The 21,881-nt window shown below is 57.3% G+C and carries 20 protein-coding genes, 2 tRNA genes and 1 pseudogene; 11 read left to right on the top strand and 12 right to left on the bottom strand.

The window, feature by feature from the left end:
- Window positions 1-132 precede the first annotated feature (132 nt).
- A complete protein-coding gene (locus QP027_RS08960) occupies window positions 133-558 on the top strand; it encodes a hypothetical protein (RefSeq protein ID WP_284824203.1) in 426 nt (141 codons plus the stop codon).
- Window position 559: 1 nt separating this feature from the next.
- Window positions 560-856, top strand: coding sequence for a winged helix-turn-helix domain-containing protein (locus QP027_RS08955; protein WP_284824202.1), 297 nt, complete (start codon window positions 560-562; stop codon window positions 854-856).
- Here the strand turns inward: QP027_RS08955 and QP027_RS08950 are convergent.
- Both QP027_RS08950 and bcp read right to left on the bottom strand, forming a co-directional pair.
- Window positions 853-1,488 (bottom strand): TetR/AcrR family transcriptional regulator, encoded by a 636-nt coding sequence (locus QP027_RS08950; protein WP_284824200.1) that lies wholly within the window; start codon window positions 1,486-1,488, stop codon window positions 853-855. The genes QP027_RS08955 and QP027_RS08950 overlap by 4 nt on opposite strands.
- A gap of 2 nt (window positions 1,489-1,490) precedes the next feature.
- A complete protein-coding gene (gene bcp, locus QP027_RS08945; RefSeq protein ID WP_284824198.1) occupies window positions 1,491-1,964 on the bottom strand; it encodes a thioredoxin-dependent thiol peroxidase in 474 nt (157 codons plus the stop codon).
- 93 nt (window positions 1,965-2,057) lie between these two features.
- Here bcp and QP027_RS08940 point away from each other — a divergent pair, with 93 nt between their 5' ends.
- Window positions 2,058-2,336, top strand: coding sequence for a DUF3618 domain-containing protein (locus tag QP027_RS08940; protein ID WP_284824196.1), 279 nt, complete (start codon window positions 2,058-2,060; stop codon window positions 2,334-2,336).
- A gap of 103 nt (window positions 2,337-2,439) precedes the next feature.
- Window positions 2,440-2,961: a DUF305 domain-containing protein gene (locus QP027_RS08935; protein WP_284824194.1), complete on the top strand. Its 522-nt coding sequence runs from the start codon at window positions 2,440-2,442 to the stop codon at window positions 2,959-2,961.
- On the opposite strand, the gene QP027_RS08930 is transcribed toward QP027_RS08935, so the two are convergent.
- The 5 genes and pseudogenes from QP027_RS08930 to uxaC form a co-directional block, all read right to left on the bottom strand.
- Window positions 2,958-3,524, bottom strand: a complete 567-nt coding sequence (locus QP027_RS08930) for an isochorismatase family protein (protein WP_284824192.1) — start codon at window positions 3,522-3,524, stop codon at window positions 2,958-2,960. The genes QP027_RS08935 and QP027_RS08930 overlap by 4 nt on opposite strands.
- Before the next feature lie 79 nt (window positions 3,525-3,603).
- Window positions 3,604-4,098 carry a gluconokinase gene (locus QP027_RS08925; protein ID WP_284824191.1) on the bottom strand — a complete coding sequence of 165 codons (495 nt, stop codon included), beginning with the start codon at window positions 4,096-4,098 and terminating at the stop codon, window positions 3,604-3,606.
- Between the two features lie 177 nt (window positions 4,099-4,275).
- Complete coding sequence (locus QP027_RS08920) at window positions 4,276-6,396, bottom strand: cytidylate kinase family protein (RefSeq protein ID WP_284824189.1); 2,121 nt, start codon at window positions 6,394-6,396, stop codon at window positions 4,276-4,278.
- Between the two features lie 65 nt (window positions 6,397-6,461).
- A complete protein-coding gene (locus tag QP027_RS08915) occupies window positions 6,462-7,817 on the bottom strand; it encodes a mannitol dehydrogenase family protein (RefSeq protein WP_284824188.1) in 1,356 nt (451 codons plus the stop codon).
- Window positions 7,814-9,219 (bottom strand): annotated as a pseudogene (gene uxaC / locus QP027_RS08910) (glucuronate isomerase). Before uxaC ends, QP027_RS08915 begins: the two are co-directional and overlap by 4 nt.
- Before the next feature lie 209 nt (window positions 9,220-9,428).
- Here uxaC and gntP point away from each other — a divergent pair.
- Complete coding sequence (gene gntP / locus QP027_RS08905) at window positions 9,429-10,781, top strand: gluconate permease GntP (protein ID WP_284824187.1); 1,353 nt, start codon at window positions 9,429-9,431, stop codon at window positions 10,779-10,781.
- Window positions 10,782-10,787: 6 nt separating this feature from the next.
- On the opposite strand, the gene QP027_RS08900 is transcribed toward gntP, so the two are convergent.
- Window positions 10,788-11,903: a LacI family DNA-binding transcriptional regulator gene (locus tag QP027_RS08900; RefSeq protein ID WP_284824167.1), complete on the bottom strand. Its 1,116-nt coding sequence runs from the start codon at window positions 11,901-11,903 to the stop codon at window positions 10,788-10,790.
- 185 nt (window positions 11,904-12,088) lie between these two features.
- Between QP027_RS08900 and QP027_RS08895 the strand changes: the two genes are divergently transcribed.
- Complete coding sequence (locus QP027_RS08895; protein ID WP_284824165.1) at window positions 12,089-12,781, top strand: hypothetical protein; 693 nt, start codon at window positions 12,089-12,091, stop codon at window positions 12,779-12,781.
- A gap of 70 nt (window positions 12,782-12,851) precedes the next feature.
- On the opposite strand, the gene QP027_RS08890 is transcribed toward QP027_RS08895, so the two are convergent.
- Window positions 12,852-12,927: transfer RNA gene (locus QP027_RS08890), tRNA-Lys, on the bottom strand.
- A 236-nt stretch (window positions 12,928-13,163) separates the two neighbouring features.
- On the opposite strand from QP027_RS08890, the gene QP027_RS08885 reads away from it, so the two are divergent.
- From QP027_RS08885 to QP027_RS08875, 3 genes are all read left to right on the top strand, one after another.
- On the top strand, window positions 13,164-14,372 hold the full coding sequence (locus QP027_RS08885; RefSeq protein ID WP_284824163.1) for a L,D-transpeptidase: 1,209 nt from the start codon (window positions 13,164-13,166) through the stop codon (window positions 14,370-14,372).
- Between the two features lie 2 nt (window positions 14,373-14,374).
- Window positions 14,375-15,325 carry an MsnO8 family LLM class oxidoreductase gene (locus QP027_RS08880; RefSeq protein WP_284824162.1) on the top strand — a complete coding sequence of 317 codons (951 nt, stop codon included), beginning with the start codon at window positions 14,375-14,377 and terminating at the stop codon, window positions 15,323-15,325.
- Window positions 15,326-15,645: 320 nt separating this feature from the next.
- Window positions 15,646-17,322: a BCCT family transporter gene (locus QP027_RS08875; RefSeq protein ID WP_284824161.1), complete on the top strand. Its 1,677-nt coding sequence runs from the start codon at window positions 15,646-15,648 to the stop codon at window positions 17,320-17,322.
- A 63-nt stretch (window positions 17,323-17,385) separates the two neighbouring features.
- Here QP027_RS08875 and QP027_RS08870 read toward each other — a convergent pair.
- Window positions 17,386-17,461 (bottom strand) — tRNA-His (locus tag QP027_RS08870).
- Window positions 17,462-17,508: 47 nt separating this feature from the next.
- Complete coding sequence (gene orn / locus QP027_RS08865) at window positions 17,509-18,144, bottom strand: oligoribonuclease (RefSeq protein WP_284824159.1); 636 nt, start codon at window positions 18,142-18,144, stop codon at window positions 17,509-17,511.
- A gap of 235 nt (window positions 18,145-18,379) precedes the next feature.
- On the opposite strand from orn, the gene nrdD reads away from it, so the two are divergent.
- Both nrdD and nrdG read left to right on the top strand, forming a co-directional pair.
- On the top strand, window positions 18,380-20,506 hold the full coding sequence (gene nrdD, locus QP027_RS08860) for an anaerobic ribonucleoside-triphosphate reductase (protein WP_284824157.1): 2,127 nt from the start codon (window positions 18,380-18,382) through the stop codon (window positions 20,504-20,506).
- On the top strand, window positions 20,490-21,056 hold the full coding sequence (nrdG, locus tag QP027_RS08855; RefSeq protein WP_284824156.1) for an anaerobic ribonucleoside-triphosphate reductase activating protein: 567 nt from the start codon (window positions 20,490-20,492) through the stop codon (window positions 21,054-21,056). Before nrdD ends, nrdG begins: the two co-directional genes overlap by 17 nt.
- Here the strand turns inward: nrdG and cmrA are convergent.
- On the bottom strand, window positions 21,038-21,838 hold the full coding sequence (gene cmrA / locus QP027_RS08850) for a mycolate reductase (protein ID WP_284824155.1): 801 nt from the start codon (window positions 21,836-21,838) through the stop codon (window positions 21,038-21,040). The genes nrdG and cmrA overlap by 19 nt on opposite strands.
- Window positions 21,839-21,881: the final 43 nt, after the last annotated feature.

The following is a 21,881-nucleotide window of genomic DNA, read 5'->3' as shown; positions in this document are numbered from 1 at the left end:
ATCCGGGCGACAAACGGTAACCGTTGTTCGAAAATCCCGCAGAAAGGGCTTGCAAAAGTGGAAAGTGCTTTCCTGTACTTTGGTTGCAACGTTCGGAAGCTCCACCTAGACCTTGTAAGGCGGTCGCACCACATGGATAAGCACGACGCACAACAACTTCTCGAACAAGCAAACTCTCTCACCAGCAAGGTGGCCACGTTCTCCCCGAGCTGGTTGGCATACATCTTCTATTGCGCAGCCGGAGCTGTGTACTCCGTCGGGCGACCTGGCGCTAGCGCGGAAGAATCCATGCTAATCATGGGTGGCTCGATTGCGTGGGTCATCGTCGGCATGGTGTTCATTCCGCTGGCCGTGTCCCACAGCACGCCAACTCGTCGGGGATTCACCAAGCGTTGGGGGATCGCCATGTTTGTATGGGCAATACCGTGGGCTGCCACGATGATTGTTGGTCCTCAGCTCACCGAAGCGCAGGGTGTCGCGCTGAGCTTCGTCTACATGGCGCTGGCCGCGATCGGCCCGATGTGGGAGCTCACCGCCTTGCGACGAAATGCAAAGTAACATGGCGCACCCTCGGCATCAGCTCAACCCGCATTTCAATAATCCGCTGCGATTCTCCCTTATGGCCAGTCTCGCGGGCGCTGAATCCATGACATTTCAGCAGGCCAAAGATTACCTTGGCACCACAGACTCCACCTTGTCCAAGCACGCATCGGCCCTGGAGAAGGAAGGGTATGTGAAGATTGACAAGCACTTCGTAGGAAAGAAAGCCCAGACAAAATTTTCGCTGTCCAAGGAGGGCTTGCGCGCTTGGAATGATCACCTCGCTGCGCTGAAGGCGATTGCCGAGGGCCCCTAGGCCTGAGCCACGGCGAAGAGATACGCGATCAACATGCGCTTGATCTCAGGGACCACGCGCACAAACGAGTCTTCGCCCGCGTCAAGGTCACTTACTGCGTAGTTGAGCAGCGAGGAAACGGTGTGGACCAAAAGTCCAGCAAGGTTATAGCGGGCGTCGTAAGAGGCATGCGAGTTGAGCGGCTCCAGTGCGTCCGCGATGATCTCAAGCATTTCGCGCTCGGTGACCGAGGCGGTGTAGCGTGTCGCCGGGGTCGATTGGACCGCGTGCCAAACGGCGCGGCGCGAAGGGTCTTCGTGCCACATTCGGGCGAGGTGGTCGATGAATTCGTCGAGAATATCGGGCCACTGGAGTGCAGGAACTTGTTCGGAGAAACGGCGTAGTTCAGCAACGGCTTCGGCTGTGTCAACGCGGTCAAGCTCGCAGATCAGCACGTATTTATTAGCAAAGAACTGGTACAAAGTGCCGATCGGCACTTCAGAGCGCTTGGCCACTTCGTCGAAAGTGAAGGATTCGAATCCGACATCGACAAGGACGCTTCGGGCCGCCACCAAAATACGGTCGAAGCGTTCCCGCGAGCGGGCCTGGGCGGGCCGGCGGCGGGGGACAAGCAGTTCCTGTTCGTCGGTCATTCTTACAGCGGCAGATCCCGCAGCAGGCGACCAACGTGGCCGGTGGCCTTGACGTTGTACTGGGCCGATTCAATGGTGCCATCGGTACCGACGAGGAAGGTGGACCGGATGACTCCCTGGACGATCTTGCCGTAGTTCTTCTTTTCACCAAACGCGCCCCAAGCGGTCATGACCTCTTTGGACTCGTCGGAAAGCAGCGGGAACGTAAGTTCGTGGTCGTCTCGGAACTTGGCCAACTTCTCTACTGGGTCAGGGCTGATGCCGAGAACAGCGGTGTCGGAGTCATTAAATTGTGCCAAGTTATCGCGAAAATCGCAGGCTTCCTTGGTGCAACCTGGGGTGTTGGCGCGCGGGTAGAAGTACACGATCACACGCTTGCCGGCGTAATCGGAAAGTGAGACATCCTTGCCGGAATCGCTAGGCAGAGTAAATGCTGGGGCGGTATCGCCAACATTGAGTCGCGAGGGTTCAGTCATGGCTTTTAGCTTACCGGCACACAAATTTTGCGACTACACTACTGTGGAGGCAAAGCATTACGTTTACTCAATACCAACACGGGAGTATTTAAAGTGGCACGAGACATCAACGATATTCAGCGCGACATCGCCCGCACCCGTAGCCAGTTGGCTAGCACCCTGGATGAGCTGGCGAACCGCACCCAGCCAAACAATCTGGTTGCTGATGCGAAGGTGCAGGCGAACGAGAAGCTTAACGATCCACAGGTGCAGAACATTCTTGCCGGCGTCGGCGCAGTGGTTGTTGGTCTGATCGCTTTGACTGTTGCTCGTAACCGGAAGAAGAAAAACGAGCTCAAGGAAATCAAGCGCATGCTCGCAGCTCGCGCATAAAAATCGGCTGGTCAAGCCCCGACGGCGCTATACTTTCCTCCAGTCCCATCGATACCCCCTGGAGGTATAAGTGTTGCGTCGTCTTTTCGTATCCCTAAGCGCTGTGAGCATCGCCTTAGGCGCCGCGAGTTGTACCGCTGAAGACACCCCTCGGTACAACGCCACGGACGTGCATTTCCTTGGAATGATGGTGCCGCACCACGAACAAGCCATCGAGATGAGCGACATTTTGTTGGACAGCCCCGATGCTGATCCCCAAGTGCGTGATCTAGCCCAGCGCATCCGCGACGGCCAGGCACGCGAAAACGACCAGATGCGCACGTGGGCGGACGAGTGGGGCGAGCACGAGGCAATGGAATTTCATTCACAGCACATCGCCAACGGCATGGTGATGCCCGACGAGCTCGAAGCGCTAAAAACATTGCGTGGTGACGAGCTGGAGACGCAATTCTTGGAGCTCATGCACATCCACCACGCGGATGTCATCGCAATGACTCAAGGCGAGGTGGATGAGGGGGAGTACGCACCGTTGCAGGAAATGGCTGAGGACATGATCGAGGTGCAGACAGCCGAGATGGGCGAAATGGAAGACATGCTCGGCTTTGTTCCCAGGCCCGCTGCCTAAATGAGGTCGGCGCCTGCCTCGTCCATTTCATTTAATGCGCGGTCACCGCGGGCGTTGTCTACTGCAGCGCACAGTCCTGACAGCACGCGGACCTTGAAGCCTACTTTCAATCCGTCGAGCGCTGTTGCTCGCACACAATGGTCGGTAGCGATCCCGCATACATCGATGGAGTCGATGTCGTTGTGGCGCAGCCACTCTGCGAGCAGGACGCCGTCGGCTTTGCCTTCGAAGCCGGAATAAGCAGCCTCGTACTCGCCCTTGCGGAAAAAGGCTTCGATCTTTTCCAGATCGATTTTTTCATGCATGGCCGCGCCGTTGGTGTTGGCTTTGCAATGGACTGGCCAGGAATCGACAAAGTCTGGTTCGTCAGAAAAGTGGCTGCCGGGGTCGATATGCCAATCTTGGGTGGCGACGACGTGAGAGTAGTTGTTGAGTCGGAAGACGTCAGACTCCATAAAAGACGCGATCTCAGCTGCTACTTCGGAGCCTCGTTCAGTGGCAAGCGAGCCGCCAGGGCAGAAATCGTTCTGGACATCGACAAGAATCAGTGCTCGGTTAGACATGCCTCTAAGCCTAGTAAAAACACAACGCCACCACGGTCGTGATGAACCACAGACCGGGGTGGCGCGATGTTACGCGTGGCTACAGGTTACGCAACCAAGTAGCGGCGTCGTCGACAATGTCTTGGGGCGAGTTGGCGATGTCAAAGACTCTGCCGGACTCGTCATCTTGCAGGGGCTCCAGAGTCTCTAGCTGGGAGTCGAGGAGCGATGCCGGCATGAAATGGCCTGGGCGCTCCGACATGCGGGAGTACAGCAGATCGCGGTCGCCGTGGACGTGGACGAACACAGCATCGGGCGCAGATTCTCGGATCTTGTCGCGGTAGGAACGCTTCAAGGAGCTGCAACCCAGGATTGCGCCCTCGGGGCGAGCTTCAAGCCATTCTCCAATGAGCTGGAGCCACGGCCAGCGGTCTTCGTCGTTAAGCGGAATGCCTTCAGCCATTTTATCGATGTTTGCCTGTGGGTGAAGGTCGTCGCCATCCTTGTAGGGCAGGTCGAGCGCCTCGCCGAGCATTTCGCCGATGGTGGACTTGCCGGAGCCGGAGACACCCATCACAATGATCTTCTTATCCATGGAGATCACCAAGAGCGGCACGTCGTCGAGTGGAGGACATCGAACAGTCCTTTCTAGTTGAATTCTTGGAAAATACAGGGCACCTTGAGCCAATAGATCCAGGGTACCTAACGTAGAAGATGCCCCGGAACCGGCAGGTTGCAGGTTCCATTGGGGCACACTTTCTACTGCCGTTAGTTATTCATCACCAGGCGCGGCCTCGCGGGAGGCGGCATTTGGCTTGGATTCTGGGTACTTGGAACGGAAGCAGTAGGCGATGAACTCTGCGACCTGTTCGTAGGTAACGGACGCGGTGTTGATCACCAGGTCGTAATCCGAATCGTGGTTTGGGTTCCAGTTGTACAAGCGGTCGGACATCTCTGCGCGAATGCGGTCCTCAGTGATGCACTGTTCACGTGCCTCGGCCTCAGAGAGCCCGGTTTGTTGCATGACTCGCTCAACGCGCTTGTCAATCGGTGCGACCAAGCGGACGTGGTAAGCACCCACAACATCACCCAAGACGAGAGCACCGTTGCGGCCCAAGAGCACGCCACCGTTTTCCACTGCGTTGAGTACGTAGTTGGTGTTTTCGGCGGCGATATTGTGGTTCGCCGATTGCTCAGAAGCAGTAGCCAGGTCACCGTCTTGCAGGCCACCGGAGGACACTGCGCGCATCCAGCGGTCGAAGGTGGAGTCGGAAATGAGATCCTTCTTGTCCACCTGAGACAGCTCGGTGGAGCTGAAGCGCTGGCCGATGTATTCAACACCGAGTTCCTTAGCCAGGATCGGAGCGATATCAGTTGCGCCAGAGCCACGCAGACCGAACAGGGTAACGATTGGTGGGTGGTTTGCATCCGCCTTGCGCAGCAGGGTGGAACGACCGTCACCGACGTTGGCAGGGTTGACTGTGCGTTCGACATCGACGCCCTTTGCCTTACCGATGGCGCTTTGAGTGCGGCGCTCGTTGAGATCGGTAATGATCTTTTCGTGCTGCTGCAGGGTCAGTGGGTAGAGGACCATGACCAAAACAGCGAGCAGGGCGAAGACTGCAGGTGCAACACCGGCTGCTACGCGAATACCGCGTAGCGCTTCTTCGGACTGAGCGGCCGCACCAGAGGCATAGCCGAAGGCGCCGATAATGGCACCGCCTGCCCAACCGCCGACACCCTGTCCAACTTTTCGGACGAAGGAGAGGATCGAGTAGGAACCGCCCTCGGAGCGAATGCCAGTCTTCCACTCGCCGTAGTCGACGGTGTCAGCCTGCATCGAGAACATCATGGCGTTGGTACCGCCAGAGCCTGCGCCGTAGAGGAACCAAGCGATAAGGGCAGGGACCAAGCTGGCGGAAGGCAGGAAGAAGATCAGTGTGAAAGCGACTGCAATGAGGATTCCGAAGGCGATGTAGCCGTTGCGCTTGCCAAAACGGGCGGTGATCGTCGGGACAAAGGAGGCCGCCAAAATGGTGCCCAAAGTCTGGGCGAGCATCAGGAAGGTGAACCACTTGGCGTTGCCCAGAACGTCGCGGGCAAAGTACAAGCCCACGGCGTTCATGATGAAGATCGAAGTCAGCAGGAAGAACGCACCGGAGCACAGCACCAGCAGAGGCTTGTTCTGCTTGACCATCTTCAAAGTGTTCTTCAAAGAGATCTGGCCTTGGCCGCGAGGGACAACCTCACGCGAGTTAGCAAAACAGATCAGGTACAAGATGACAGCAAGTACGCCTAGGGCGATACAGGTGAGGGTGAACTTCATGCGGATGCCGTCAGCTTGGGTGTCCTGGAACTGTGGGGCAACCACAGCGGAGAGGATGACACCGGTCAGCGACGATGCGATGGAGCGCGCGCCCGACAGCTTGGAGCGGTCGACTGGGTCCTGGGTCATTGCAGCAGACAGGGAGCCGTATGGAATGTTCACAAAGGAGTATGCCAGCTGGAATGCTGCGTCAAACAGGAAGATCCAGGCGATCGTCGCTGTTGGGCCCAAGCCGGCTGGGGTAGAAAACAGCAGGACGAAGACGATCGCCAGTGGAGTGGAGCCGAAGAGGATCCACGGGCGAAGTCGTCCCCACCTGGTATCAAAGCGGTCAACTGTCTGGCCTGCGATGAGGTCAGCGAAGCCCGCCCAGATCTTGGTAATGCCGTAAATAGCGCCAGCGACACCTGCGGTGAGGCCTGCGATATCCGTCATGTAGACCATGAGGAACATCGAGGTCATCATGAAGGACAGGTTGTTTGCGACGTCGCCAAACGTGTACGTCAGGACCCGGTGGTTCGGCATCCTTCCGGTGGCTGGGGGCGCCGCTTGGGTTGTGGTGGACATTGTTTTCTCCTATTCATGTCCAAGGTGAATTTGTTATGTAGTTTTTGAGTCTCATGTGCGCTGTATTACAGCGCCTTTACTTCGTCGTGAAAACCGCGAATACGCTCGACGGCATCCTCGTTGGCAGCAAGTTCCTCATCCAGGGCAGCGATGAGAGCCTTGACTGGATCGTCGGACTTGCGCGCTGCTTCGAGGTCATCAGCGCGGGTGTCTTGGATTTCGTCGGCGCGCAGGATGTACTCGATCCAGGCAGCAATGGACAGTGCTGCACCGTTGCCGGGGCGGCCATCTGCAAGCTCAGATTTCATGATTGGTACGGCGCGCATACGTTGCTTGGTACCTCCGTCGATGGCGATCTGGGCCAAATTGTGGCGGATGCGCGGATTCTCAAAACGCTCGATCAGGTCGTCGCGGTAACCAGGAATGTCCAGGCCGTCAGCGGTAAGGTGGTTGGCTGCCTCGTCCCAGAGAGCTTCGACACGGGCGCGCACGTCGGGGTCGTTGATCGCCTCGTCGACAGTTGCATGGCCCTTGAGCTGGGCGTAGTACGCCATCAGGGAGTGCGAACCGTTGAGAAGCCACAGCTTGCGACGCTCGAACTGCTCGATATCGTCGACGAATACCACACCGGCCTTCTCCCATTCGGGACGCCCAGCAGGGAATTCTCCCTCGATGACCCACGAGGCGAAAGGCTCGGTGACTACCGGGGAAGCATCCTCGAAGCCGGTCTCGCGCTTGACATCCTCGATGAGTTCATCGGTGGTGGCAGGCGTGATGCGGTCGATGGAAGTTGAAGGGAAGGTGACGTTGGATTCGATCCAGGAAGCAAGCTCAGAGTCAATCTCCTTGGCCAAACCGATCACGGAGTTGCGGGTCAAAGGACCATTATCGGCGACGTTGTCGCAGCTCATGACCGCTAGGCCACCGTATCCGGCAGCCATACGTGCTTTCAGACCGTAGATGATGCGGCCAGCGGCGGTTTCCAGCTTCTCCGGTGTGTCCTTCTGCAGTTCTGAGATGTCGAACTTCACATCATCGTCGTGCAGCAGTGAGCCGTCCTCGGCCAAGTGGTAGCCGGCTTCGGTGACGGTGAGAGTGACAACCGAGACGTTTTCGTCGCCAAGCAGCTCGCGGAAGCGCTCCAAGTTGTAGGAAGGTTGTGCTTCGACCAGTGACGTAATGACCTCGGGGCTATCCCCGTCGCCGGAGCGTGTGACCAGGGTGTAGAGGCCGTCCTGGGGTTCTAGCTGGTCAGAGACGCGACCGGAGCGACCAGTAAAGGATGCGTAGCCCCAGTTGGGATCGGCTTTCTGCGTGTACCAAACCTGGTGGGCGCGGTGGAAAGCGCCGAGGCCTAGGTGGACTAGGCGGATCGGGGCAGCGGGGGCGTCGTAGTTAGTGCGGTTCAGTTTCTGAGTCATAGCTTGAACACCCTCCTTGGGGATGCATCGATGAGGTCGACGATGATTTCTGCGGCGCGGTCTTCTGTGATGCGGTGCTCTGCGACGAGGCGAGCGAGGTAGCCAGCTTCCACGCGACGGGACGTGTTGTGGCGCGCCGGGATGGAGCAGTAGGCGCGGGTGTCGTCGATGAAGCCGGAGTAGCGGGAGAAGCCGGTGGTGCCGGAGGTGTAGGAGCGGAATCGTGCCATGGCGTCGATCTCGTCGATGAACCACCACGGTGCACCGGCATAGACGGATGGGTAGTAGCCAGCCAGCGGTGCGATCTCGCGAGAGAATGTGGTCTCGTCCATGGTGAAGAGGACGAAGTGGAAGTCTTTGTTCTCGCCGAAGTCCTTCAGCAGTGGCTGCAGGGCGTTGGTGTATTCCATCTGGAATGGAATGTCGTGGCCAACGTCGGCGCCGTACTTTTCAAAAGCGCTGGTGGAGTGGTTGCGGTACACGCCTGGGTGCAGGGTCATGGTTAGGCCGTCGTCCTGGGCCATCTCTGCCATGCGGTAGGTCATGTTCGCCTCGAAGGCCAGGGCCTCGTCCATGGTCCAGTCACCGCTGCGGCCCTTGTCAAAGAGGCGCTGGGCTTCTTCGGCCGGGAGGGGGTGGATTCTGCGTTGTGCGTGCCGTGGTCGGTCGAGGTTGCGCCAGCGTCCTTGAAATACTGACGACGATTGCGCATTGCCTCCAAATAGCCCTCGTAGCCGGTCTTTCCGTCGCCGGCTTCGTCGATAAGCTTTTCTACGTTGGAGGCAAAGTTGACGTTGTAGAACTTGGTGTACCCGTCGGGGCGGAAGGTCGGCAGAATGCGCGGCGCAAACGATGGGTCGTTGGTCAAGGTCTTGTGCGCAGCAAGGTCATCGAGCGGATCGTCGGTGGTGGCAAGAACTTCAAGGTTGAATGAATCAGCCAGCGCGCGGGGGCGAAACTCTGGGCGTGCGAGGATCTCATTGAGCTCGTCGTAGATGGCATCGGATTGTTCGGCCGAGATGCGGCCAGGGTCGATACCGAAGACGTGCTCGAATTCCTGCTCCACCCAGTATCCGGTGGCGGTGCCGGTGTACAGAGGCCAGTTGGAGCAGAAGATGCGCCAAGCTTCGCGTGGGTCAGCTTCGTGGCCACCAACGCCAAGTTGGGATAGTTCGTAGCCTGCGGAGTGCAGCATTCGGGTGAGGTAGTGGTCGGGGGAGATCAGCAATTCAGTGGGGTTGGGAAATGGATCGTCGTCAACGAACATTTGCGGGTCTAGATGACCGTGGGGAGAGATGATCGGCAGATCTTCTACATTCGCGAGAAGCCTGCGAGCGATGTCTCGCGTGCCCGGGTCAGCCGGCAGAAGGCGGTCGGGGTGGGATGCATGTGAGCTACTCATAGCATCATTGTGTGTGACGCGAATGGTCACAATCAAGTAGTTGCCGGATGTTGCATCACAGTATTTCACGCCCAGTGACGGGCATCGCGTGAATATAAATGACTTATGCAAGGGCGTTGCAAATTCAATAGATAGTACGAAAGTATGGGGTAGATAACGGCCAACTGATAAGTGCTGCGTGGGTCATATATTTTTGAAAGGAACGCACAATGGAATGGCTCCATATCGTGTGGGTAGTGCTCGGAATTGCGCTGATGCTGCTGCTCAATATCAAATGGAAAATTAACGCAATGATTGCGCTGCTGCTCGCTGCGCTGCTCATTGGCCTTCTTGAGGGTTTCCCTCTGATGGACCTTCTCGACACAATCCAATCCGGGTTCGGGTCGACGCTCGGTTCGCTGGCGATCATCGTCGTTTTTGGTTCGGTGATCGGCAAACTCATGGTCGATTCAGGAGCCGCCGATCGCATCGCAGACACATTGATCGAACGGCTCGGGATCAAAAGGGTAAAGATCGCAATGGTCATCGCTGGCACCATTTTCGGGTTAGCGATGTTTTACGAGGTTGCTTTCATTATTATGGCGCCTCTCATTGTCGCCGTGGCAAGCCGAGCAAATATCCCGTTTATGAAGATCGCTATCCCCGCGGTCGCCGCCACGACTACTGCTCACTCGTTGTTTCCGCCGCAGCCTGGACCTGTGGCTCTGGTCGATGCCTACGGTGCCGACATGGGCATGGTGTATATCTACGGCGCCTTAGTCGCCATCCCGACGGTGATTATTACTGGTTGGGTACTGCCGAGGTTTCTCGGTGATTTGAACTACCCGACCCCAACTTTGCTCCGCGCCGACGAACCGGTACCCGAAGATGAGCGCCCCTCGTTTGCCATCTCCATGTTCGTGCCATTGATTCCGGCGATTCTGATGATTACCGCTACGGTGGCCAACGTCTGGTTGGCTGAAGGATCGACGACGTTCAGCGTGGTCAACTTCTTCGGTTCTTCGGTGGTGTCGGTGACTTTGGCGATGTTCGCTGCGATCTACTTCTATGCCATTAGGACAGGCCACGGCATCAAGTGGGGGATGGATTCGTTTGAAAATGCTGTCAAAGGCATCGCGATGGTCGTCCTCATTATCGGTGCGGGCGGTGCGCTAAAGCAGGTAATTATTGACACCGGCATCGGCGATTACATTGGCTCGTTGATGACGGCGTCGTCGGTAAGTCCTTACATCATGGCGTGGCTAATTACCGTCTTGATCCGCCTAGCGACGGGGCAGGGAGTTGTCTCGGCGATGACGGCTGCGGGCATCATTGCCGCAGCACTGATGGACCCCACCACAGGAACGCTGACCGGAGTGGACCCAGCCTTGTTGGTCATGGCCACGGCTGCGGGCTCCAATACACTAACCCATGTCAACGATGCATCGTTCTGGCTGTTCAAGGGCTATTTTGATCTCTCTGTCAAGGACACCTTGAAAACGTGGGGCCTGCTTCAGTTGTGCAACTCCCTGGTTGGTCTCGGAGTAGTGATGCTGCTCTCGCTGGTGATCCCCGGCGCATAAGACGCTTTACGACGACCTCTTCCGCGGCACCGGCACAGTGCGGGAGGTGGACTCGCGGACAATGAGTCGCGTCGGAAGCACGCGTGGCTTCACCATTGGCTTTTTCAATCCCCGTACAAGGGCGATCAGGTTCGCAGCCGCAACTCGCCCCACGGAGCGCAACGGTCCCGCGACTGTTGTGAGGCTCGGGGTCGAGAGGGTAGCTACGCTGTTGTTGTCGTAGCCCGCGATGAGCAAATCTCGCGGGGCGGTCCAGCCTTCGGCTTGGGCTTGGCTGATGAATCCGCGTGCCACTAAGTCGTTGTAGCAGATGACTGCATCGGTAGGGGCGGATTTCCATTGTGTGAATGCATTGCGACCACCCTTGACGGTTGGGGAGATGACAGTAACCTTGCTGACCTGCATGTGGGACATCGTGGCCAGCTTCTCCTGAGGCAGTGGCATATGGCGCGTGATGATCTCGGTCTTGTCCGGCGCAGTGCCACTGGATGCGTCGAGAAGTGCCCGCCACCGGACCGCGTCGGTCCACGACTCCTCCGGCCAAGATAAATAAGACACAGTGGTTGCCCCCTGCTCCGCCAGGTGCGAAATCAAGTTCGTGGTTCCGTCGTAGTTATCAACCAACACGCTGGGGACTCCCGGCACGGGGCGATTAACGACGACAGTAGGTTTGGTGCGAGCCACCTTTTGAATCTCCGAATTACTCAACCGGGCCGAAACCAAAATGAACCCATCGACTTGGCCGGAAAGCTTGTCGATGGCGGCGAGGGACTTCTGTGGTGATTCCTGGACATCGCTCGCGGTGATCCATACGTCTTCGACCCAACCCGCATGGGCCGCGCCCCGCAGGATCTCGATGTAGTATTCGTTGCTTAGATCCGCGCCGATAAGACCAACGAGGTCTTTGGTTTCACGTAGCGTGCTGCGCGTTTCTAGCTTAGTGCCGTAGCCCAGTTGTGTGGCCACCGCGCGGATCTTCTCGGCTGTTTTGAAACTCACTCGATCTGGTCGTGAGAAGGCTCGAGAAACAGTTGATGGCGATACTCCGGCCACCTCGGCGATGTCGTAAATGGTGACGGAAGGGTTCGGTGTTTCTGGCGACGAGGATTCACCCGAGTTCATATTTCACCACTGTAGTCGGCCGGGCGAGTGAAAAAAGGGGAATGGTAACACCCAAGGTGACGAGGTGGTGCAACTCGCAAGGGGTCACCTAAGCGACGCAATGGTGCCCAGCAGGATAATCTAAGGAGATGAGAAGACCCTTTTGGCGCGGACACGTCCGCGGAACCAACCGTGGAGGTAACTAGATGCTGCGACCAAGGCACACCGTACACCTTGGGGGAGCGGTACTTTCAACACTGCTGCTAGCTTCCTGCGCAAGTTCGGAGCCCCATGCTCCGCTCCAGCTCGAAGAACTACAAGAAACGCTCGTCGAGGCGGAAGATATCGGCGTGGCGGGTATCGTTCAGGAAAACGAGTGGCTCACCGAGGCGACCAAGCTTCAGCCGGGAATGGCGCAGCTGCAGGAAGTGGAGAATAACCGCCAGTGCTCCGACGCGATCAAGCGTGGCAACAGCATGAAGATTCCCGCCATCGCAGCCGCCTCGAGGACTTTCCAAGAGGGCGTTGACCAGATCGCAGTGGGCATATATACAGTCAGCGATACGGAATCCAATGAAGTTGAGCGGATCTATAGTGACATCCTGACTCACTGTGGGGACAACCCGACCAACCCATACAGTAAGGACGAGTTCACAATCAGTGAGCTAAGTAGCCCAGAGCCTGAGGTTACCGGCCTGGTTGTTGAGACCCGAACGATTTGGGGCGATGCCACCACAACCGTTGTGATGCAGCGTCAAATCGGGCACCACGTTGTCACTGCGGGGGCGATCGGTTTCATGGAACCAACACTGGCTCAAGTTTTCAATGAGCAGGTTGCCCGCCTCGAATCCACGCTGGGGAATGACGAAGGGTTACTCGATCGATTCCGGAATAGCTAGGTCGAAGGCGGATCGTCGATAAGCGGAAAAGAAACTGGGGTAGAAGCGGAATGCTTCTACCCCAGTTAGCTGGTGCGCCATCAAGGGATCGAACCTTGGACCCACTGATTAAGAGTCAGTTGCTCTACCATCTGAGCTAATGGCGCCTATCAAGTTGTTCCCCTCTGGGAGGCGTTGTTGCTGTTTAAGCAACGAAGAAGAGAATAACACCATGTGTTGGTGAATGTGAAATTGGCAGGTCAGTGCCCATTTCTGTGTTCTGCAACGAATTCATTGCGATGTATGTGGGCAAGTGGAGATAGGTCACCGTAACGCTTAGTATGTGTTGAAACGATAACTAAGCAGGTGATCAAAATCTGCATAAAGAAAATACAGGGTGATTGTGGGAGCATTCTTCGCCGCTAAGCGTTGGGGCGCGTTGGCCCTGGTTTTTGCTGTTGGAGCGGCAACGGTTGGTTGTACCATCGATGGCGGTTCCGGAGTCTCGCCCGCTGTAGATTCCAGGCCTGCAGCAGACGCTGCGCAGGAGGAAATCGAAGCCCCGCCGAAAGTCTCCGTTGCAGACGAAGCGGAAGATATAAGCCCGCGCGAACCCGTAGTGGTGACCTCTAAAGCCGGTCTAGAATCGGTGGAGATGGTCAACGAAAATGGCAAAGTTGTCCAAGCGGAGATGAACGATGACTCCACCGAATGGACCACTGCAGAAGTTCTCGGTTACAACCGGACCTACACCATCGAAGCGACCGATGTGAACGGCGAAACCACAAAGACCACTTTTTACACCGCAACACCGGACTACACCACGGGTGTGGCGCTTGGACCGCTGCAGGATTCCGTAGTTGGTGTGGGACAAGCAGTGACGTTCCGTTTTACCAACGCGCCGAGTGACCGAGAAGCTGTCGAGAAAGCCATCACCGTCGAGACCTCCAATGACACCGAGGGCGGTTTCTACTGGATCGACCCGAACGAGCTGCGCTGGCGCCCGAAGGAATTCTGGGAGCCTGGAACCACCGTCACCGTCAAGGCCGACATCTACGGCCTCGACATGGGCAAAGGCCTCTACGGCAACGACGACAACGAAACATCTTTCACCATTGGCGATGACATCCGAGCCACCGTGGACGATTCCGCCAAGACATTGACGGTGACATCTAACGGCGAGGTGCTGCGCACAATTCCTGTCTCGCTAGGCAAAGACGGCGGACGGTGGGCCACACCGAACGGAATCTACGTGGTCGGCGACGAGCACCAGTCCCTGACCATGGACTCCGCGACATTCGGCTACTCCATCGAAGACGGCGGCTACAAAACCGATGTCAAGTACGCCACGCAGCTGTCCTACTCCGGCATCTACGTGCACGGAGCACCCTGGGCCACAGGGGCGCTGGGTAGCTACAATCAGTCCCACGGCTGCATCAACATGACCAACAGCGATGCGCAGTGGTTCCAAGAAACCGTCAAGCGCGGCGACCCCGTCACCGTGGAGAACTCCACCGGCGAAACCCTCGCGGGTTGGGACGGCCTAGGCTACTGGAACATCGACTGGGAGACTTGGCAAGCCGGCAACACCGAGACCGGATCTGCGTTCTAACCGTGATTTTCTCCCGCCTCGACCGCGCTCAGTCCATCGCCGGTGAAAGCGATGCAGTTGCTTTACGACGAACAGTTGACCACGCGCGGTTTCTCGAAGAAATCGGCTTCCACCGTTTCTTCGTTGCCGAACATCACGGAGTTCCTGGAATTCCTGGTTCAGCGCCGACTGTTCTTGCCGCTGCCGTTGCTGCGGCGACGTCGTCGATCCAAGTAGGGACTGCGGGAATCATGCTGCCAGCGCACCAACCCTTGATTGCTGCGGAGCAGATAGGGGTGCTGGAGGCTCTCTACCCAGGCCGGGTTGATGCCGGGATTGGCAACTCGGTGGGTTTCACTCCACCCGTACGCGAGGCGTTGGGCCAAGGCGATCCCGCGGAGCTGAAACAAGAGTTCCCCAGGAGAGTTGCCGAGCTGTTGGCTTTTCTGCGCGGCGACGCACCAGTAACAGCGAGGCCAGCGAATGCTGGCGTCACCCCAGTGTGGCTGCTGGCGGGATTCAAGTCCGTTCTTACGGCGGCTGAGCTTGGAATTAACGTGATCGTGGGCGGGCCAAGTTTGTTTGCTCGTGACAGTGATTCTCATCCTTACTTGGACCGTTTTCGCGAGATTCACCCCGCGGGCCACGTCATTGTGGCTGTCGACATAGCCGTTGCTGATACCCGCGAGGGGGCGCGCGAACTCCTGCTGCCTCAGGTGGTGACAGAAGTGAGATCCCGGACTACGGGTTCGTTCGAAGCTCTGCGGGCGGATTGGACTTTGACCCCGCGAGAACAACAGCGGGTGGAAGAGGGGCTCGGCATGACTATTTATGGCACCCCGGACGAGGTGTATGCCCAGTTACAAGAGTTGCAGAAATTCACCGGCGCAGATGATTTTCTGGTCACCGGGGGCATGGCGGACCTGGTGGGGCAGGCGCGCAGCGAACAGTACTTGGCGGAAATGCAAGGATAGTTCGGTAGTCAGTCAATCTTGCTCGGCCTTTTCAGTTTCTCTTTGAAAAGTATCAGCCTGGTATTATCTAGCGGTCCGTAGATCATCAATTGGAAGCTATATTTATGTCGAATCAAGATCACAGTGACAACTCGAAAGATCTGAAGCTAGAAAATGACGAGCTCATCGTCAAGAGAGGCAGAAGTACTGTTCGGCGATCGAACACTCGAATCGAACAGGCCCTACGGAATCGTGCGACTGGGCGCCAGTCAATACACCCAGGATTGATCCCTGGAATCAGTGTGGAGGATACGGGGCGAAAATTCCCTACGAATATCCCTGTGTTTGTTATTGCATTCATTGTGACGGTGCTTGTTATCGTGTGGGCGTTCATTAGCCCAGAGAGCCTCAAAATGACTGGCACCACGATGCAGAATTGGGTAGTTAACAATGTTTCGTGGGGCTACACCACTCTCATGATCGGCACGCTGATCTTCATGCTGGTCATCGGCTTTGGACCCACTGGTCGAATTCGTCTTGGAGCAGATGATGCTGAGCCGGAGTTCTCTACGGCCTCGTGGGTGTCGATGCTTTTCGCGGCGGGGTTGGGTATTGGCCTTATCTTCTATGGCCCGATGGAGCCACTCACACACTATCTGAATGGATCACCTGCGTTTGATCACCTAGAGCCAGGCACGCCAGAGATGATCCAGCCCGCGATGGCACAAGCCGTTCTGCACCAAGCGTCGCTCCCGTGGGTGGTCTACGCGCTGGTAGGTGCAGCCTTGGCGTATTCTTCGTATCGTCGTGGTCGTCTTCCATTGATCTCTGCAGCGTTTGAACCAGTGTTTCCTGACGGTTCCAACCGGATTCTTGGCAAGATCATTGACGTGTTCTCGGTGCTTGTGACACTGTTCGGTACCGCGACTTCTTTGGGCGTCGGTGCGCTGCAGATTCGTACAGGAACATCGATCGTCACCGGCCGGGACCTTGAGGGCAACACATTCACCGTCATCGCGATGTCAGTGTTGACTGTGCTCTTTGTGCTTTCTGCTGTTTCGGGCGTGAAAACGGGCATCCGGCTACTGTCGAACGCAAACATGTTCCTGGTCATTGGCATAGGCGTTTTCGTTCTTGTTGCTGGCCCCACCGTTTTTCTTCTCGACCTCATCCCCGGAACACTCTTGGCCTTTTGGGATAGTTTCGCGTCGATGATGGCAGTCACTCCAACGACAGGTGCTGAAGAGGCCGAATGGCTCACGAGCTGGACGACTCTCTTCTGGGCATGGTGGATCTCTTGGTCACCTTTCGTTGGCACTTTCATCGCGAAGATTTCCAAAGGTCGTACACTTCGAGAATTTGTCACGGTTGTGTTGTTCGTTCCATCAGGCATTTCGATCTTGTGGTTTGTCATCATGGGTGGCACGACGATTTGGCAGAATCAGAACGGTACGGGAATTTCTATTGAAGGTTCCGGTGAAAACGTCTTGTTCGACATGTTCGCCGAGCTTCCATTTAGCCCAGTCATGACAATTGCTGGGCTCCTAGCGATTATTATTTTCTTCGTCACCGCGGCTGATTCCTCGACCAACGTCATGGGGTCGATGTCCCAATCTGGTCGTCCGCTTCCGTCCGCTCCGGTGACGTTGGTGTGGGGAATTTCCCTGGGACTTGTTTCCATTGCTCTGCTTCTTGCTGGTGGGCGCGACGCGCTTTCAGGGTTGCAATCAATCATGGTCGCGATGTCGCTCCCGTTCTCTGTGATTCTGGTCGGACTGGCTGTATCTCTAGGTAAAGACCTGTTTAATGATCCGGCGATGATCCGCCTGCGTTACGCACGGGTGGCGATTCGACGCGGTGTCAAGGCCGGAATCGAAGAGCACGGTGATGACTTTGTCTTTGATGTAACCGAGGTCGACGAAGCCGAGGGCGCCGGTGCTGAGTTTGACTCAGAAAACCCAGCCCACACCGAGTGGTACACCGATGTCGCCACGGAGGACAAAGAGAAAACAGAATAGTGGCGATGACCACCGTGAAATGAAAGGACCCCTCTCGCGAAAGCGAAAGGGGTCCTAATTCTTTGGGGTGGCTGACGGGACTCGAACCCGCGACACCCAGGATCACAACCTGGTGCTCTACCAGCTGAACTACAGCCACCATTGCTGATTAAGCAGCGTGATCTACCTTAACTGATGGTGTCTTAATTACAAAAACCGCTGGTAAGAGGCGGTAGCATCGGCGGCGGCTTGCGCTGCTTCTGCAGTGTCTGGGCCGGGTGCCTCGACGAACACAGCACGGCGGTAGTAATCCAGCTCGCGGATGGATTCCACGATATCGGCTAGTGCGCGGTGCGCCATTCCCTTCGCAGGCTGCTTGAAATACGCTTTGGGGAACCAGCGCCGAGACAATTCCTTGATTGAGGAGACGTCGATCATGCGGTAGTGCAGCGCAGCATCAAGTCGGGGCATTTGCTCACGCAAGAATGCGCGGTCAGTCGCGATGGAGTTGCCAGCTAGGGGAGCGGGGTGTGCGGGGTCGCAGTGCTTTTCGACGAGCGCGAGAACCGCATCTTCTGCCTCCTGCATGGTGACCGTGGATTCGCGGATCTGTGCTGTGAGCCCGTTTTCGTTGTGCATGTTGTTGACAAAATCGTCCATTTCGGCCAACTCTTCCTCGGTGGCGTGAACGACCAGATCGATGCCTTCGTCGAGAATATTGAGGTTGGCGTCCGTGACAAGGGCTGCGATCTCAACGATGACATGGCGGTGGACATCCAAGCCCGTCATTTCGAGGTCGATCCAGACGAGGCGATTGTTCTTCGCTGCTACTTCTTCGCTCATGGTGTTCAGGGTAGTCGGCGTGAATCCGCCCCCACGGTCGGGGGTGGCGACACTAAATCTGGGGGTGCGGGGAAAATGTGCCACTAGATGGGCTGTTTCTGGCTACCTGAAATGTTTCGCAGGCTCATTCAGTGCCGTGTACAACTTCACCCATGCTTTTATCCAATGAAACCGATAGGGTCTCCCATAAGGGGTAATCACAAAGTTGTAATTACGCTGAAAGGAGACCCTTCCGTTGAACGAACAGCAGCAGCCACATTCCGCTCAGACAACCATCCCCACCGCAGTAAAGAAAAGGGACGGGCGCACCGTAGCATTTACTCCTGCCAAGATCCTCAATGATCTCCGCAGCGCACAGCGGGTGTTCAACGTGGAGTTCCGCCGAACTCCGCAGGAAATCGTCGATGCGATCGCCGTGCGGGTTCAACAACATGCCGAACTCACCTCCATGCAGCTGTTTGACATCGTTCAGGACGAACTCCATGAGTCCCCTGCGGTGCTGGCCGCATTCCGTGAATACAAGCAGATCCAGAACACGGCGATCGACAACTCCACCAACCTCGATTTCCAGCTCTCGCGATTGAACAGCGACAAGGTGCGCAACGAGAACGGCAACAAAGACTCCCGCACTTTCATCGTCCAGCGAGACATCGTGGCCGGCACGATCACCAAGGCGAAGGGCCTGGCGATGTTTCCTGATGACGTCCGCCGCGCCCATATCAAAGGCCTGATTCACATTCATGACCTCGATCGCTCGCCATTCCAGGGGATGCCCAATTGCTCCTTGCCCGATTTCGAATACATGTTGGCGCATGGGTTCACGCTGGGCAACGCGCCCATCGAGTCGCCGAAGTCCATCGGGGTGGCAGCTACCTTGCTTGTCCAGCTCCTCGGCGCAATTAGCGGCGAGCAGTACGGCGGAATCTCCATCCACGAGATTGACCGCCTATTGGAGCCGTACGCCCAGCTCAGCCTCGAGAAAAACCGTGACATGTTTGCCGAGGTCACCGAGGACTTCGAAGCACCAGCGCGCAAGAAAACAATCAAAGACATCTATGACGCGATGCAGGCCTTCGAATACCAGGTCAACACCTTGACCACCTCGGCCGCCCAAACCCCGTTCACCTCGATCTCCATGGGGCAAACCACCAGTTGGCTCGGTCGCGAAATCCAAAAAGCCATCCTCGCCGTCCGCGAAAAAGGCATGAGCGGCGAAACCGCAATCTTCCCCAAAATCCTCTACTTCGTCGACGATGGCGTCAACTCCCGCCCCGGCGACCCCAACTACGACATCAAACAGGCCGCGATGCGCTGCTCACGCAAACGCATCTATCCCGACCTAGTCTCCGCACCGCGCATCCGCGAAGCTAAAGACGGCCAACTGATCACCCCGATGGGGTGCCGCAGCTTTCTCCACCCCTGGAAAGACCAGATCGTCGGACGCAACAACTTAGGCGTGGTCTCAATCAATCTGCCTCGCATCGCCATCCAGTCCGAAGGCGACACGCCCACGTTCTTTTCGCTTCTCGACGAAGCCATGGACCTCACCATCAAAGCCCTGAAGATCCGCGAGGATGGGATCCTGAACACCGAGCTCGAATCGGCACCGATCATGTACACCCAGGGCGGGCTCGGTGATCCGACAGGAAAACAGACAGTGCGCGATTGGTACACGGGGGAGCGGGAGAAGGCGTCGTCGATAAGCATGGGCTACATCGGAATCCACAACGCGATGGTGGCGCTGACCGGCGATACCTCGTGGCACAACGATGGCGCCCACCGCGAGCTGAGCTATGAGATTCTGCGCGCGATGAACCGCCGGGTGGAACAAGCCCAGGGCGATTTTCACGCGCAGATGAGCGTGTATTCGACTCCGTCGGAGAGTCTGTGTGACCGTTTCGACGAGTTGGACCGCGCGCGTTTCGGCACCATCGAGGGCGTCAATGATCGCGGCTACTACGAAAATTCGTTCCATTTCCCCAGCTACGTGGAAACCAATCCCGTGCGCAAGATCCATTTTGAGGCACCCTACATGGAGCTGACGCCCGGTGGGTTCATGTTCTACGTCGAGGCGCCAAACCTTGCCCACAACCCTGCGGCTTTCGAGGCGCTGTGGGACGAGGCGTACGAAAACGTCGGCTACTTTGGCATTAACTCGCCGGTGGACACCTGTCTTCTCTGCAACTTCGAAGGCGAGTTCACCTGCGACGCCCAAGGCTACGTCTGCCCGTCGTGTGGCAACCGCGACGAGAACCAGGCATCGGTGACGCGCCGTTTGTGTGGCTACTTAGGCTCGCCGATGAAACGCCCGGTGGTGGCCGGTAAGCAGGAGGAGATTTCGAGCCGTGTTAAGCACTTCTAAAAGCCTGCTTGTCGACGAACGCTCCCGCACCTGGGAGCAAACCGACCAATTTCGGATTGCGGACTACAAGCCATTCCAAGTGCTCGACGGGGAGGGGCTGCGCTGCTCGCTGTATGTAAGCTACTGCCCATTCAACTGCGCCGGCTGCTATAACAAGGCCGCGCAGAAGAAGAGCTACGGCGTGGAGTACACGCCTGAGCTGGAAGAAACGATCATGGCGGATTTGAGAAACCCGCGCGTGGCCGGGCTGACCCTGTGTGGTGGCGAACCGATGCTCAGCGCCACGTGGCTGCTTCCGCTCGTGCGTCGCGTGCGCGCGGAGCTGCCCGAGAAAACAATCTGGTCCTACACCGGCTACCGCTGGGAGATTCTAGTGACCTTTAACGACGAGCGCCGCGGTTTGTTGGAGCTTGTCGATGTGCTCATTGACGGGCAGTTCATTGCCGAGCTTCGTGACGAAGGGGCGCTGCTACCATTTCGTGGCTCGTCGAATCAGCGGCTCATCAACGTGCAGAAATCCCTGGTGGCGGGCTATCCCATCTGCGAGTAGAACTTGCCCACCAGCGGAGCCAAGATCGCGCGCGGGCCGTACGAGCCGGCGAAGTCCATCGCCTTGGACAGTGGCCCTGGCACCACGCGACGCTTGTTGTTGATCATCGCTTCGAGGGTCTCATGCGCACAGGATTCGTAGGTCGTCCACAAGAAGTCCGGGACAACCTTGTCCACGATGGACTGCTCTGCCTCGGGGACTTCGGCCTCACGCACCGGGCCAGGGGCCAACAACGTGACGTGGATGCCCTGCTTCTTTAGCTCGTAGTGCAGTGCCTCAGTAAACGCGTTGACACCCGCCTTTGTGAAGACATAGGTGGCATTGTTCGGGATCGGAATGTTGCCCGCGGCGGATCCGACATTGCAGATCGCCCCCTCACCGCGCGGAACCATCTGGTCTAGTACGGCTTTGGTCAGGCGGAACACGGCGGTGGCGTTGAGGTTGAACTGGTTGACCTCGTAGTCCCAGTCCTGATCCATGAACGGGCCAAAGGAGGCGATGCCGGCGCTGTTGACACAGATGGTGATCTTGCGGGTGGCGATGTCGTCGATAAGTGCGGTGACCTCGTCATACTTGGTTAGGTCGGCGGGGTGTACTACGACGTCGACACCGTGGGCGGCGGAGAGTTCGTCGGCAAGCTTGCGCAGAACTTCCTCGCGGCGAGCAACGATGATCAGGTTGTAGCCGGCTTTTGCGAGGTCGCGGGCCATGGCTTCGCCGATGCCTTGGCTAGCACCGGTGACAAGGGCGAAGGTGTCGAGTGCGGGGGAAGGAAACGTCATGGGGCCATGGTAGCGCGAAGCAGTGGGAAATCGGGGCCTGTTT

Origin of the sequence: Corynebacterium breve (assembly GCF_030252165.1) — a bacterium.
Lineage (GTDB): Bacteria > Actinomycetota > Actinomycetes > Mycobacteriales > Mycobacteriaceae > Corynebacterium > Corynebacterium breve.
The sequence above is the reverse complement of the archived record's forward strand: the minus strand, read 5'-3'. Positions and strand labels throughout refer to the sequence as shown.

Bases quoted from the DNA above. Each gene is read 5' to 3' on its own strand.
- QP027_RS08925 (WP_284824191.1), bottom strand. From the start codon at position 4,098: ATGGATAAGAAGATCATTGTGATGGGTGTCTCCGGCTCCGGCAAGTCC.
- orn (WP_284824159.1), bottom strand. From the start codon at position 18,144: ATGAGCGAAGAAGTAGCAGCGAAGAACAATCGCCTCGTCTGGATCGAC.
- QP027_RS08955 (WP_284824202.1), top strand. From the start codon at position 560: ATGGCGCACCCTCGGCATCAGCTCAACCCGCATTTCAATAATCCGCTG.
- QP027_RS08950 (WP_284824200.1), bottom strand. From the start codon at position 1,488: ATGACCGACGAACAGGAACTGCTTGTCCCCCGCCGCCGGCCCGCCCAG.
- QP027_RS08900 (WP_284824167.1), bottom strand. From the start codon at position 11,903: ATGAACTCGGGTGAATCCTCGTCGCCAGAAACACCGAACCCTTCCGTC.
- QP027_RS08915 (WP_284824188.1), bottom strand. From the start codon at position 7,817: ATGACTCAGAAACTGAACCGCACTAACTACGACGCCCCCGCTGCCCCG.
- QP027_RS08895 (WP_284824165.1), top strand. From the start codon at position 12,089: ATGCTGCGACCAAGGCACACCGTACACCTTGGGGGAGCGGTACTTTCA.
- QP027_RS08930 (WP_284824192.1), bottom strand. From the start codon at position 3,524: ATGTCTAACCGAGCACTGATTCTTGTCGATGTCCAGAACGATTTCTGC.
- QP027_RS08960 (WP_284824203.1), top strand. From the start codon at position 133: ATGGATAAGCACGACGCACAACAACTTCTCGAACAAGCAAACTCTCTC.
- QP027_RS08920 (WP_284824189.1), bottom strand. From the start codon at position 6,396: ATGTCCACCACAACCCAAGCGGCGCCCCCAGCCACCGGAAGGATGCCG.
- bcp (WP_284824198.1), bottom strand. From the start codon at position 1,964: ATGACTGAACCCTCGCGACTCAATGTTGGCGATACCGCCCCAGCATTT.
- gntP (WP_284824187.1), top strand. From the start codon at position 9,429: ATGGAATGGCTCCATATCGTGTGGGTAGTGCTCGGAATTGCGCTGATG.
- cmrA (WP_284824155.1), bottom strand. From the start codon at position 21,838: ATGACGTTTCCTTCCCCCGCACTCGACACCTTCGCCCTTGTCACCGGT.